Here is a 14,255-nt window from a genome sequence, read left to right as displayed (position 1 = left end):
GTCCGCAATCGATGGCTCACAATGCCGCAATCCCTTGTCCAACGGACTTTGAGTCACATGATGGTCGACATATGTCACTGAGTGGTACCAAACATGGCATTTGGTGGTAAATAAAATGGCAGAGGCGGTAAAAACTCGTGGCCGTAATCAATTGGGGCGTATCGGAAGACGGGGCATGGGAGAAGGAATGGTGATCCGGGCTCATGCGTGAGCGTCTAACACCAGGAGGCGAAGTCGCTCATCGCACCGCTGCCCCCCTGACGGCCCGATAACAAGAGCTGCTGGCTCACCGCCGCATCTCTATGTTCCTGGCCCTTTCTAACGGGAGGCACGGAGCGTAAGGTAAAATCAAAAGCAAGAGCGTGGGCGCGTCTAACGCCACGCGGAGTGGCATTCGAATCTAGGACAGGACCAAATCGCGGACGCAATTCTCGACAGGATCGTACACGACTCCTATAAAATCCTGGTCGATGGCGAAACCTCAATGAGGGAACACCACGGGCTAGGGGTAAGCTAAGATCTTGGCCATCGATGAGTCGATGGCCTTTTTCTTCATATTGACTCGCTCAGTCGTCCGCACTAGTGGCTCTCTGTATCCGCAATACTCAGCAGGACAAAAAACGCATCCTTCGAGTTTATGAGGATGCGTTTGAGCAATGTGACTCTATTTGACTCGCGTTTATATTCCTATATATAAGCATACAACTGATGGTAGTTTCCAAGGTGGAGCGACGGAATGGACGTATCAGACATTGGAGCGGAAAGGATATATCATAAAATTGATATTTTTCGAGCATATATCACAAGGTTGATGTTGTCGCGCGATTCAATAAAAACGAGTTTTTTCATCATGGATTAGCTCGTCTATATTATTAATTGTAATAATTAAAATTTATTATTTTACTAATATTTCGTTTTTGGGCATAGAATGATAGCTTCTTGCTGTCGTATGTGAATATATAAAGTATTTACCGGGCTCTTCAAAAATATAAGAAATTACATACAGTCCGTCTTGTTGATAATTGGCTTCAATTTTTTCGTGTTGGCTTTCCTCTTGGCCTTCTTTCCATATCTCGAATTCAACTTTATCCGCATCGTCTACTTTCTCGTTTCCTTGAGAAACAGTTGCTATAAGTTCAATAACTTCGTTTGCTTTTACTATTTCAGGATCTGTTTTAAATTGTACATCAATTAATTCTGGAATCACTTCAGGTCCATTATTGCTTACTGTACTTCCACAACCAGATAATACTAACAAAACAATCAACAGTGAAAAAAACCTTGCCATCTTTTTTCTCTCCTTTAAACGATTTAATATTAACATACACGAAAATGTGATGTATTGATTATTACATTAAAAGTGACCTGATCATGCAATCTTATTAGCTATCGAGCATAGACCCCATGTCACTTTTAAGGTTCAAGACTTTATAGAGCGTCGTATGCTCGATTGGTTTACTTTTCTATATAAAAAATAAAGAAATGTACATTTTATATATTAAGTTCAATTTTATATATTAAGTTCAAAAGATATTAATTGAACTTAATCCAAAAAGTTGGATCATGAAATAGATCATCTGGTGACTTCGACAACCTAGGTTTGAATTTGGACCTTCATATCCGTAAATTTATCATCGACCGTTAGACACGGCCTTAGTAACCTAAGGTTCGTCTCGACGTATATTGCCAGTTGAAGGTCATCAAAGGAGAGAAGAGTCTGTACTTCAAGATTGAATCGATTAAAGATTGTCTACCCATCCATATCGTTTTTAATATCTACATAGTGAATGTGTATGTCGCACCTGAGATTGTATTCCCCAGGCACTCGTAGGGGGGTGGGGGCACGAACGAAAGCTCATCCTAACTTTCTGAAGTTTTTCTTGCGAGTCAGTTAGCGTTTGGTCACCGAGACTTTAAAAGCTTTCGGACATAAAAATCGCCCCATAAAAATTAGATTATCAGGTCCAACTTTTACGGGGCATCTAATATTCTGTGGTCTAAATATTAAGTGATTTACTGAAGTAATTATATAGTGTTAAACAATTTCGCCTCTGAAATTCAGAAAAATTGGGATGGGTTGACTGTATTCCCTGCACTTGTAGCTGAGTACGAATAGTTTCCTCGATGGACTTCAAAGTGTAAATGAGAACCGGTCGAATTTCCGGTACTCCCCATCGCACCGATGTTCTGTCCTCGGGTCACACGTTGTCCGGCGGAAACGGACAATGAGCTCATGTGAGCATAAAGGGTAGTCCAAACTTGACCGCCTATGACATGCGTAATGATGACATGATTTCCATAAGGTCCACCCCAGCCTGCTCGAGTTACAGTTCCTGTTTGAGCAGCCATAATAGGAGTTCCTACTGGTCCAGCTGTATCTAGTGCATTATGGAAGCTGTAGCCATTGGCCCCGCCTGCTGGACCCCATCCTTGGGTTACGATACCTGAGGTTGGACGTTGAAAAACTCCGCCACTTGTTGGAGAAGCGAGTGAATCCGTAGTCTTTGAAGTGTTTACCACTTTCTCAGAGTTTGGTGATTTTTCGAGAGAGGCTTTATTCTCGCTGATTTCATTTTTTTCGGCACTTTTTGCTTCTGCAGCTTTACGCGCAGCCTCTTTGGTACGAATTTTAGCTTGTTCTTCAAGCCTTTGGGCTTCAATCTCTGCTTGAATTGATTTTTCTTGTTCTTGAAGCGTCGATTCCATTTGTTGCAAGCTTACCAATTTAGATGTGAACTGGATTTTTTCGGCCTCTAATTTTTTTATTTGAGCAGCCCGCACTTTAATTTTGCCGTTCAATTTTTTCTGACTATTCTCTAGCTCTTCTTTTTGACTAATAAGCTTATCTTTTTCAGTGTCCAATTCAGCTTTAGCAATTTGAAGCTTATTTTTTGTTGATTGATATTCTTTGAAAAGTTCTTGATCATTTTCTTGAATCGTCCCTGCGGTGATCATGCGTGAAACCAGATCACCAAAGTCTTTTGAACCAAAAATAAATTCAGCCCAGTTTATAGAAGAACCACCGTTTTTTTGCATCGTGACCATGCGTTCTTCCATCAATGTCTTTTGAGAGCTCATTTTTTTCTGGAATTCTTTAATTTGAGTTTGAATCTGAGCAATTTTCTTTTGGGTTGTCCGAATTTCAGCCTTCTTCTGGGTGACCTCATTGATAATATCCTGTAACTCGGATTCCAAGTCATTCAGTTTCTGTTCTTCGAGTGTGATATCTTGTTCACGCTGCTGAATTGACGTATTAGCTTTACGTTGCTCTGTAGAATTTTGCGCTTGCTTCTGCTGGATATTTTTTTGTTTTTCAGTCAAGTTTAAAGCGTAAGAAGGGGATGCGCTTTGAACTAACATAACACCAAGTAAAGTTGAAGCTATAATTTTTTTCATGGTAAACAATGTTGTTGCCTCCGTAACTTATCTCTATTATAAAAAATGCGTTGCTGGATAAAAGTATTCGTATCATGATTAAAACTCGAACCGGAATCATTGTATCAATATTACTTCACCATCTATATTTCTATTTCTTTTCATTTCTATGTCAGTTGTTCTTTTGAGTTTATTGTCATTCGAGTATATCAAGAGAAATACTTATAATGCCATTTTGATGAGGAAATGAATGATGACCACTGAATTTAGGACATTTTGTCTCAAATTCAGTGGTCAAATCGTTTGTTAGTATTTGTTTGGTGTTTATTTAGTAGTAACTCTTCATAAATTTATCAATTCCTTTGGCGGTTGCTTTGATCATGTTACTTCCCGACATATAGGAGCGATCTACTGAGTTAGCAATAAAGCCATATTCGATGAGAGTAGAAGGTACCGTGTTTCTTCCTACCACATAGACATCTTGTCGCTTAACGCCTCGATTTTTAAAATCTGGAACGTTCATGGCGATTTCTTGATTAATTACTTCACCTAATCTGCGGCTAGCGTTCGCATATGGATTTGTGGTGTACGCGCTAGAAGTAGGGACGAGTGCTTCATGACCTGTAGCGAAAGAAGGTGAAGAATTAATGTGGACGCTTATGAAAGCGTCAGCATCAAGCCTTTCTGATAGATTGGTCCGCTCAACAAGTGACAAGTATCTATCATTTGAGCGCGTTAGTTTCACTTCATAAAGCTCATAGTTTTTCTTTAGTTCGTCGGCCACACGATTAGCAATGTTTAGGGTGAGTACTTTTTCTTGAACTGTACCGTTTGAAGTCACTGCACCAGCATCTCCCCCACCGTGTCCAGCGTCAATTAAAATCACGTGTTTGTTAGCTGGAATCACCGGTGATTTTATAGGAGTTTTTCCGGTAAATGGTTGCACAAAACCAGATGATACGTAACCGACTTGATTGTTATATCGCACCTTGTACCAACTGGCGCTTTTCGATATGACAGAAATCGAAGTGCCTGAGGGAATTGTTGTCAAAATAGATCCGTAACGACTCGCTTGGTTACGTAAATTAAGATTTTCGAGAGTAATATATGTTGGATAAGTGGATAAAGAATCCCCCGGTGCCACTTGCACTATATAATGTCGAGCAGGTGTGAATCCTATAATACCGTTATACATAACTTTTAACCAAGAACCCGTTGTGCCCGATTTTCCTAGTACAGTCACTTCAGTAGATGCTGGAATCGTAATAAGGACCTTTGAGTTCACTAAAGACATGCTTGAGCGAATCTCGGTCGTTTGCTTACTTCGTGACTTCATAGCCGAGGGCGATATGGTTACATACTGACTTGCTACATAGCCTTGAGTCCCATTGTATGATACTTTATACCAAGGGCCTGAGGCAGCATGGTACATTAGTGGGCTGGACTTTGGGATAGTCATTAAAACGGGTGATTTGACAGATGGGCCCTTACGCAGATTTAGTGACGTTTTAGTTTTATATATTGTGTTTATTGAACTGACTGAATTTTTAGGTATAGGTTTTGGGGTCACGTACTTCGTTGAGACATAACCGATTTTTGAATTGAATGAAACTTTAAACCAGGATTTATCTTCTCCATATACACCTATCTTCTTAATGGTTTTTCCTTTTGGAATCGTCAAAAGGACATTGCTTTTTGAAGAGAACGAGGAACGCAAATTCAAATTTTCAGTTGTTATGAATAGAGATTCCTCTGCATGTACGACGTTTAGGACGTTAACACTAGTTAAAAGCTTAAAGGGATAGAAAAAAGAAGTTAATAAAGCCAAGGAAATTACTAAGCTTATTCGAAATTTATGTTTAGACTTCATAATAGACTCCTCATATGTAGTTTTTTTGGTTGTAAAGACCCATGAATGGTTTTTTACTATCTGTATGGTACTTATCCTTTAAATATTAGTCATTCTATGCAACGATTATTGGCTTTCGTCTATCTACAGTTAAAAGTTTTCTTGCCCTGTTTTAAAATGCACTATTATTAAGGGGAATAGACGTATTTTAAGAAATAAATTGGCCCTCCTTTCATCTGCATAAAAGTTTAGTTGCATGAATGTGTTAGAATGTAACTTGTTTGACTCATAGATTTCGTTTTTAGAAGTCCATGGATTCAATGTTGAAAAACTAAGGATACTCTAGTATTTTTAGCTATAATTCTGATAAAAGAAATAACGAATTTATAAAAGAGGTGAATTGTTTTGAAAACTAATCAACTATTGACTATTTTTACATCCGTATTAGTAATTGCAGTCTTAGCTTTTTTATTTTTAAATGATCAAAGTTCCGAAAAATCAAAGACTAAAATTGTTCAAGATGAAAAGATATCAGTTAATAATCAACCTACAATAGGTAAAAAGGAAGCGCCGATATCAATTGTAGAATTCGGAGACTATAAATGCCCTTCGTGTAAAGAGTGGGGTGAAACAATCTATCCTCAACTTGTAAAAGATTACATTGAAAGTGGGAAAGCTTCCTTTAGTTACATTAATGTTTTGTTTCACGGAGATGAGTCCACTTTAGCTGCCCTTGCATCAGAATCTGTTTACAAAAATCACCCAGAATCATTTTGGCAATTTCACAAAGCTATTTATGAAGCTCAACCTGACGTGCAAATACACGATAATCCATGGGTTACGGTGGAGAAAATGGAAGAGATTGCGACGAAGACTGTCCCTTCTCTAGATTTAAATAAATTTAGAGAAGACCTATCAAGTCGTTCTTCTAGATTAGAATCAGTTAAAATGGATGCGGCGCTCGTAGAAAAATACAATGTTACACTGACCCCGACGATTGCAGTTAATGGGGTCATCCTTGAAAATCCATTCGACTATACCTCTATAAAAAAACAAATTGAAAAGGAGCTAACCCAATGAGCGCTTCAGTAATAAACCGATATGGACTGTACCTCGCCTGGGTTGTTTCAATTACTGCAGTACTTGGAAGTCTATATTTTAGCGAAATTCGTGGTTTTATACCTTGTGAACTCTGTTGGATTCAACGTATCTTTATGTACCCAATAGCTTTGATTCTTGCAATTGCAGTTTTCAGAGAAGATAGCTCAATCAAATTTTATGTTCTCCCTTTATCAATAATCGGATTCTGTATCTCTTTTTACCACTATCTTGTACAAAAGGTGCCCGGCTTTTCGGAAGTCAGACCATGTGAACAAGGAGTTTCCTGTAATGCACAGTACATTGACTGGATGGGTTTTATCACAATTCCGTTTTTAGCGTTGACCGCCTTTTTTCTGATTACAGTCATTCTTGGACGAATCAGTACCAAACAGTAGTTTTTGATTTGGATTTGAAAAATGAAGAACTAATTGTATCAAATTGGTATGCTTACTAAAAAACAGCTTTGATTTAGAAAAACATGAAAAGCTTTTTGAAGTTGGAAAATAGATTAGACAATACCCAGTAAATAATTCAATTGACGTTTTCTTAAAACGTTAGTGTACTATATTGATTTTTTGAAAAAGCGTGACTACCTATCGAGTATGAGATCTAACTAGCTCTCTAATAGGTAGTTTTTGTATGGCTAAAAATAAGAAATAATCGCAAAACCAGAGAAAGTATCTCAAATCTTCAAGTATGTAGAGCTGATAGAATAAATGTTTTTTAAATTAAGTGTTGATGGCACAGCAAAAGTCTAATAAGTTATATATGAACATATGAACATGTATAGTTATCATGAGCGGAGGTACTGACTTATGGATGAACCGATTGAAGATACTACAGAAAATGAAATAGAAATAGGGGCGCAGATTGACGATGAGACTCTATTTATTGTATCTCAGACGTTCAAGGCACTTAGTGACCCGACAAGAATTAAAATATTAACCCTGCTATGCACAAAGGAACATTCGGTCAACGGAATAGCTGATCTTCTTAACTTAAGTCAATCAAACGTGTCTCATCAGCTACGTTTTTTAAAAAATCTTCGACTTGTCAAGTTTAGAAGAGAAGGAACTACTCTATTTTATTCAGAAGATGATCACCATGTCATGAACTTACTAAGACAGGCGATTGAGCATGCGAAACACCACTAAATATAGTAAGGAGAGTTAATCTTATGGCACATAATCATGCACATGATCATTCTCATACCTCTAACAAAAAGATTTTGATCATTTCATTCTTTATTATTTCGGCATACATGGTTGTAGAGGCGATTGGAGGGTACCTTACAAATAGCTTAGCACTTTTAGCGGACGCAGGTCACATGCTTAGTGATGCGGCTTCGCTCGCTATTGCATTACTTGCCTTTAAATTAGGTGAACAAATAGCGAACAATCGTAAAACGTTCGGATATAGACGCTTCGAGATTCTAGCAGCTGTTTTAAACGGGGTCACACTCATACTGATTTCCATATATATCTTTTATGAGGCCATCAATCGATTTATTCAACCACCTGAGGTCGCATCCGTAGGAATGTTAATTGTTAGCAGTATTGGCCTTGCTATAAACCTTCTTGTTGGATGGATTATGTTAAGAGGTGCAGACGTAGAACATAATTTGAATATGCGAGGTGCTTATCTACATGTTGTAAGCGATACGTTGGGTTCAGTCGGTGCAGTACTGGCAGCGCTTCTTATCATGGCATTTGGATGGAACTGGGCAGATCCGCTCGCAGGAATCATTGTAGCGGGACTTGTTTTACGAAGTGGTTACTTCGTGACGAAATCCGGATTGAACGTATTAATGGAAGGTGCACCACAAAACGTTGATGTCGAAAAGGTTCTTCAAGTCATTCACAACAAGGAGGGGGTACGGAGTATACACGACTTTCATCTTTGGAGTATCACAAGTGGAATGAATGCACTCTCATGTCATGTTGTCGTTGATGGTAATTTACAAATCTATGACAGTGAGAATCTACTTCAAGAAATTGAACACGATTTAGCACATCTGAACGTTCAACACTCTACGATTCAATTCGAAACACTTTCTCATCCTCACAGCGATGAATTGCTTTGCAAACTGAAGGTAGGGGAAGTAGTACATCAACATTAAAAAAATCACCTGTTGAGTAGGATTGACAATCAAGAGGAGGAGACAGCAATGCTGATTTTGGATAATAGTTACTTAATTTTGAGCATGTATAGAAACTCGATTTTTGGCAACGGAGTTTTGATAGATGATTGAATATATTTCTTCGTTAGAACCCCTTACTCAAGCATTGCTGGGTACTTTATTCACTTGGGGGATGACGGCGCTTGGTGCCGCGTTAGTGTTTATGACAAAATCAATGAATCAAAAGCTAATGGATGGGATGCTCGGTTTTGCTGGAGGAGTAATGATTGCCGCTAGTTTTTGGTCATTACTCTCACCTGCAATTGAGATGGCGGAACAAGATTCTCTTCCGGCGTGGTTACCAGCTGCAATCGGTTTCTTACTTGGAGGATTCTTTTTATCAGGTGTTGATAAAGTGATTCCACATCTGCATCCCACTTCACCGATGGATGAGGCTGAGGGTATAAACCCTAAGAAGAGAAAGCGGAGCACGTTACTGGTGTTAGCAATAACATTGCATAATATTCCAGAGGGACTTGCCATAGGCGTTGCATTTGGAGCAGTTGCAGCAGGATTCCCTTCATCATCAATCACGGGAGCTATCGCGCTGGCAATCGGAATCGGCATACAAAATTTCCCTGAGGGTGCTGCTGTGTCAATGCCATTGAGACGAGATGGATTATCTCGTCGTAAAAGTTTTTTCTATGGCCAGTTATCTGGTATGGTTGAACCGTTCGCGGCGTTGGTAGGAGTAGTAGCAGTACTCATAATGGAGCCTTTACTTCCGTTTGCGCTAAGCTTTGCTGCAGGAGCAATGATTTTTGTTGTAGTGGAGGAGGTAGTCCCAGGATCTCAAGAAAATGGAAACAAGGACTTGGCTTCTGTTTGTTTAATGTTTGGCTTTACAATCATGATGATTTTAGATGTGGCTTTAGGCTAAAATAATTATTTTTTTAATGGTTATCACTTTATTTTTTGACTGATATATATTCAAGATACTAACTATATTCGGAAGTGTAAATAATGAGCCTTAATTATATTTACTTTCAGTCGGTATTTTTACTGTTGGATAAATAAAAATACTAGAAGAAAAAATATAAAACCTCTTGCCCTGGCAATTAAAATCGTGGAGTTATCTATTTCATTCTGAAATTTCCTGAAAATTTTGGGGGGGATTTTGATAGAGAAGGAAAGCAAATTCGGAATTCAAGTGCTAGAGAAGGTGGAAGCCCACCAAGTCAGTATATACATCATTTTTTTGATGTTGGCAGTAATCTTTGGTCTATTGAATACAGAAGCTGTATATCTCGATATTTTTATTTCTCCCCTTTTAGGAGTTTTGATGTATGGGATGTTCGTTCAAATTCCGTTTCTGAAATCGAATGGATCTGCTACAAACATGAGGTTTGTGGTAGCTCTTTTATTAGGAAATTTTGTTGCCGTTCCTTTAATAGTTTAGGTTTTGGTTATCATATTTCTTCAAGATTCATCACTAATGCTGGGGGTGTATTTGGTGTTGTTAACACCGTGCATCGACTATGTGATTGTTTTTACAAAGATGGGAAAGGGAAACGAATCAATATTGTTAAAAGTAACACCGATTCTTTTAATTTTACAGACGATATTCTTACCCATATATTTATTCGTATTATTAGGAGAAAAGGCTATTAGTATCGTTAGGATGGGTCCATTTCTAGAGGCATTTCTATTTTTGATTTTTATACCGCTTCTATTAGCGATAATGACACAATTGTGTTCTAAAAAGAGTTCTTTAGGTAATCGTATCATGAAAATGCCGCCATGGATTCCCGTTCCATTTATGTCTTTTGTACTTTTTGTGGTAGTTGCCTCTCAAATTAGGGAAGTGTATAGTGACCTCGGGACATTAATAGATGTAATACCAGTTTATATTTTATTTCTACTTATCATACCATGGGTGTCAAAGTCCCTTGGTAAGTTGTTCAAACTAGATATTGCTTCAAGAAGAGCAATTACATTTAGTATGGGAACAAGGAATTCACTTGTAGTTCTTCCATTAGCATCTATATTACCAGAGCCCCTATCAACACAAGTAGCTGTAGTGATCATTTTACAGACCGTTACCGAATTGTTCGGAGAAGTCTTATATATAAAATTAGTGCCTAAATGGTTCTAACAAATTAGATACATGTATTTAATTTCGCTTTCAAAAATTACGTCCTTCGATTGTTTATTAAAATATTAAGAACTGCGCTTAAGTTCTCAAGTATGCGTTGTTTACAATCAATAGGCAAAGAAATTTATTATATTGCAGAACGCTAGAGACCAGTATTATTCTAACAACTAACCTTTTTAAGGATGGACTACCAAGTGAGGAGAGATCGAACAATGGCGAGTACTGATAAGGCATCAAAAAATATCAAACTAGCATTTATAATTAATCTTGTTTTCTCGATTGGTGAATTTATCGGGGGATTTTTGATTAATAGTGTTGCAATCATGTCGGACGCCATTCACGATTTAGGTGATGCTCTTGCATTGGGCCTGTCCTGGTTCTTACAAAAATTTTCGAACAAAAAACCCGATCATAACTTCACTTTTGGATATAATCGTTTTTCCCTTTTAGGAGCATTAATAAATGCGACAATATTAATAATTGGATCTGTATATATTTTTACTCAAGCAATTCCTCTACTGTTTGAACCGGAGCATTCTAATGCACAAGGAATGATTTGGTTTGCAATTTTTGGTGTGCTTTTAAATGGTTTTGCGGCATTCCGTCTACACAAAGGAAAATCAGTAAATGAGGGAGTACTATCTTGGCACCTTTTAGAAGATGTTTTAGGTTGGATTGCCGTTCTTGTAGTAGGGATAGTTTTACTCTTCAAGGATATACATATACTTGACCCCATCCTATCAATTGCTATTGCGTTGTTTATATTAGTGAATGTGTTTCGTAATTTAGTTAAAACAATGAAAATACTTTTAGGTGCTGTCCCTGATGGTATTGACATCGATGAGGTGAAGCAAAAGATTGAAGGTATTGAAGAAGTGATTTCTGTTCAAAACCTATATGTCTGGTCAATTGATGGCGAAGATAACGCCATGAATTTACACTTAATAGTAGAAGAGATGAATCTAAAGGATTCAACTATTGTTAAACAAAAAGTCAAAGAAGTGACTTCAAAACTAGATGTTAAACATTCTACAATAGAGTTAGAATCAAAAAAACACAACTAAAGAAATAAGTCATCCTTGCACCAAATCCACACTGAGGTTCGACATATGAGTAAAAATTCTATACTTCATACCGTCTGATACCAATAAATACTTTTCTACGTGCAAGGAAACTGAATATCGAATGAGGGTATATTTAGAAACCCCCTCATTCGTTTTTTTTTTGAACACTATCGAAATTTCGTCTCTTAAAATAGGATGTATTCGAATGAATGAATGATTCCAAAACGAACGTTCAAATATTTAGATTTAATTGTCATAGTTTAGTAGACCTATCGACCGGATTTTCTTTCCATACTTCGGAGAATATTCCGGTCAATGAATAAGGTTCGGCCTCGATTAAAACTGTCTGATGATAAAAAAGCTGACAATGAAACCTAAAAAGATGACTCGGGAACAATACCGAAGTCATCTTAAAGCCGTTTTAAAAAACAGAGATCATTTATTTTTTATCATACCCAGTACAAATTCGAGGATATAAAAATGAATATTTTTGTTTTTTTATTCTTTGACATTCATCAGTCTTAAACTGTTCAGTGCTACCAGAAGAGTTGCCCCCATATCGGACATAATAGCTATCCATAGGGTGAGCCAGCCCGGGATGACCAAGAGTAATGCAATCGCTTTGATACTGATAGCGAACGCGATGTTCACTTTGATAATATTTAGGGATTTTCGGCTCAATTTTATCGTAAACGGTAGTTTGCTCAAATCGTCGCCCATCAGGGCGACATCTGCTGTTTCCAAAGCGGTATCCGTTCCAGCACCACCCATGGCAATTCCAACAGTAGAGGCAGCGAGTGCCGGAGCGTCATTTACGCCGTCCCCGACCATCGCGACATTGTCGTACTCAGCTCGCAAGCGTTTAATGACATTTAATTTATCCTCTGGCATCAATTCTGCCTGGATTTCGTTGACGCCAACTTGCTGGCCGATAGCTTTGCCTGTCCCTTTGTTGTCACCCGTCAGCATAATTGTCTTTTTAATACCCATATCATGTAGTTTCCGGATGATTTCTTTGCTGGATTCCCGGACTTCGTCGGCTACGGCGATAACCGCCAATATGCTTTGTTTCGTTCCGATAATCATCGAAGTCTTACCTTGCTGTTGCAGAGCCGTTACGGTTTGGTCCAGATTATTATCAATACTTTCAACACCTAGCTCGTTAAAGAGAAGCGGGCTTCCGATAAAGTAGGTGGTGCCGTCTATCGTTCCTTTAATGCCTTTTCCTGTGATGGAAGAGAAGTCCTCAACTCTGATAGAGGTGTAAGGTATGTTTTCCTCGTCCGCTTTTTTCATGATGGCAGAGGCCAACGGATGCTGAGAACGATATTCCAATGCCGTCACGATAGAAAGCAGTTCTCTCTCGTTTACCTGCTTGTTCGTGATTTTAAAGTCTGTGACGACAGGTACACCTTTGGTCAGGGTACCGGTTTTGTCAAATGCAATAGCTTTCAGCGCGCCCATTTTTTCCAGGTATACGCCGCCTTTAATCAAGACCCCTTTTTTGGCAGCATTACCGATGGCGGAAACAATCGAAATCGGCGTCGAAATGACTAAGGCACACGGGCAACCCACTACTAGAACCGCCAATCCTTGATAGACCCAGGTTTCCCAGCTGGCATCTCACGTGCGGCCTATTACAAATGGTTGAACCGCACCGTATCGGTGCGTCAAGAAGAGAACGAGAAGCTCCTGGAGGACATTCGTCTACTCTATGACCAGGCGAACCGTACATACGGCTACCGTCGGGTCACGATGACAATCAATCGGCTACGCAGGCAACAAGGTCTGTCCACGTTCAATGAAAAGCAAGTCTATCGCCTGATGCATATCCATGGGATCCAATCGATCATCCGCGGGAAGCGGAAGAGACATAAGAAGTCGATGCCACAGCATGTGGCCGAGAATCTGATGAACCGAGAGTTCAGCGCGTCCCGACCGGACGAGAAATGGTGCACCGACGTCACCGAGTTTAAATATGGTGCCGGGAAAAAGGCATACCTGAGCGCAATCATCGACCTGTACGACGGCTCGATCGTCGCCTATCGCATCGGAAAGTCCAACAACAACGTTCTCGTCTTCCAGACGATGATGCCAGCCATCACGGGGCTCCGCACAGGAGCGCGTCCGATGATCCATAGCGCCAATATACCTCGAGAGGGTTCAAACGCATGGTGGAAGACGCGGGACTGACCCACAGCATGTCCCGGGTCGGACGTTGCATCGACAACGCCCCGATCGAGAGCTTTTGGGGTACCCTGAAAGTCGAGATGTACTACCTGCGTGAGTTTCAGGCCTATAGCGAACTCACATCGGCCATCGAGACCTACATATCGTTCTACAACCATGACCGTTTCCAGAAACGGCTAAACGGCTTGAGCCCTGTCGAATACAGGTCTAAAGCCGCCTAGTTCGGTTTTCATTATTTGCCCTGTCTACTTGACGGGGGGCAGTTCAGTATCGTCCGACGCGAGATATTGATATTCGCGTGACGGAGGGCGTCGTGACACCTGAATTGAAAGAGGCGCTTCATGAATATGAAATTGAAATTGTCGAAGGGGTGATTCAGTTCCCACCCCGTGAAGACTTTAG

The 14,255-nt window shown here is 39.4% G+C and carries 9 protein-coding genes and 4 pseudogenes; 9 read left to right on the top strand and 4 right to left on the bottom strand.

From position 1 onward, the window contains the following. Positions 1-388 precede the first annotated feature (388 nt). A pseudogene (locus KNP76_RS15905) lies at positions 389-517 on the top strand (ATP-binding protein); the annotation flags it as partial. 378 nt (positions 518-895) lie between these two features. On the opposite strand, the gene KNP76_RS14985 reads toward KNP76_RS15905, so the two are convergent. The 3 genes from KNP76_RS14985 to KNP76_RS14975 all read right to left on the bottom strand — a co-directional run bounded on the left by KNP76_RS14985 (position 896) and on the right by KNP76_RS14975 (position 5,245). After that, positions 896-1,288 (bottom strand): FixH family protein, encoded by a 393-nt coding sequence (locus KNP76_RS14985; protein ID WP_029336184.1) that lies wholly within the window; start codon positions 1,286-1,288, stop codon positions 896-898. A 770-nt stretch (positions 1,289-2,058) separates the two neighbouring features. Then, the gene (locus KNP76_RS14980; protein WP_029336183.1) at positions 2,059-3,396 is read right to left on the bottom strand and encodes a murein hydrolase activator EnvC family protein; all 1,338 of its coding nucleotides are present in this window, start codon (positions 3,394-3,396) and stop codon (positions 2,059-2,061) included. Positions 3,397-3,703: 307 nt separating this feature from the next. Further along, entirely contained in the window at positions 3,704-5,245 is a 1,542-nt protein-coding gene (locus KNP76_RS14975; RefSeq protein WP_082665802.1) for an N-acetylmuramoyl-L-alanine amidase, read from the bottom strand. Positions 5,246-5,629: 384 nt separating this feature from the next. Between KNP76_RS14975 and KNP76_RS14970 the strand changes: the two genes are divergently transcribed. The 7 genes and pseudogenes from KNP76_RS14970 (at position 5,630) to KNP76_RS14940 (ending at position 11,663) form a co-directional block, all read left to right on the top strand. After that, complete coding sequence (locus tag KNP76_RS14970; RefSeq protein ID WP_029595508.1) at positions 5,630-6,304, top strand: thioredoxin domain-containing protein; 675 nt, start codon at positions 5,630-5,632, stop codon at positions 6,302-6,304. Next, positions 6,301-6,720 (top strand): disulfide oxidoreductase, encoded by a 420-nt coding sequence (locus KNP76_RS14965; RefSeq protein WP_029336179.1) that lies wholly within the window; start codon positions 6,301-6,303, stop codon positions 6,718-6,720. The genes KNP76_RS14970 and KNP76_RS14965 overlap by 4 nt, the downstream gene beginning before the upstream one ends. Before the next feature lie 420 nt (positions 6,721-7,140). Next, positions 7,141-7,479: an ArsR/SmtB family transcription factor gene (locus KNP76_RS14960; protein WP_029336177.1), complete on the top strand. Its 339-nt coding sequence runs from the start codon at positions 7,141-7,143 to the stop codon at positions 7,477-7,479. Positions 7,480-7,502: 23 nt separating this feature from the next. Next, positions 7,503-8,444 carry a cation diffusion facilitator family transporter gene (locus KNP76_RS14955; RefSeq protein ID WP_214844974.1) on the top strand — a complete coding sequence of 314 codons (942 nt, stop codon included), beginning with the start codon at positions 7,503-7,505 and terminating at the stop codon, positions 8,442-8,444. Between the two features lie 124 nt (positions 8,445-8,568). Further along, positions 8,569-9,384 carry a ZIP family metal transporter gene (locus KNP76_RS14950; RefSeq protein WP_029336175.1) on the top strand — a complete coding sequence of 272 codons (816 nt, stop codon included), beginning with the start codon at positions 8,569-8,571 and terminating at the stop codon, positions 9,382-9,384. Between the two features lie 321 nt (positions 9,385-9,705). After that, a pseudogene (locus tag KNP76_RS14945) lies at positions 9,706-10,599 on the top strand (arsenic resistance protein). Between the two features lie 212 nt (positions 10,600-10,811). Beyond that, positions 10,812-11,663 (top strand): cation diffusion facilitator family transporter, encoded by an 852-nt coding sequence (locus KNP76_RS14940; protein WP_214762936.1) that lies wholly within the window; start codon positions 10,812-10,814, stop codon positions 11,661-11,663. Between the two features lie 498 nt (positions 11,664-12,161). Here the strand turns inward: KNP76_RS14940 and KNP76_RS14935 are convergent. After that, positions 12,162-13,286, bottom strand: a pseudogene (locus KNP76_RS14935) (heavy metal translocating P-type ATPase); the annotation flags it as partial. On the opposite strand from KNP76_RS14935, the pseudogene KNP76_RS14930 reads away from it, so the two are divergent. Then, positions 13,278-14,074, top strand: a pseudogene (locus KNP76_RS14930) (IS3 family transposase); the annotation flags it as partial. The pseudogenes KNP76_RS14935 and KNP76_RS14930 sit on opposite strands and share 9 nt — an antisense overlap. Between the last annotated feature and the right edge of the window lie 181 nt (positions 14,075-14,255).

Source organism: Exiguobacterium sp. s150, assembly GCF_018618435.1.
Taxonomy (GTDB): domain Bacteria; phylum Bacillota; class Bacilli; order Exiguobacteriales; family Exiguobacteriaceae; genus Exiguobacterium; species Exiguobacterium alkaliphilum.
The sequence above is the reverse complement of the archived record's forward strand: the minus strand, read 5'-3'. Positions and strand labels throughout refer to the sequence as shown.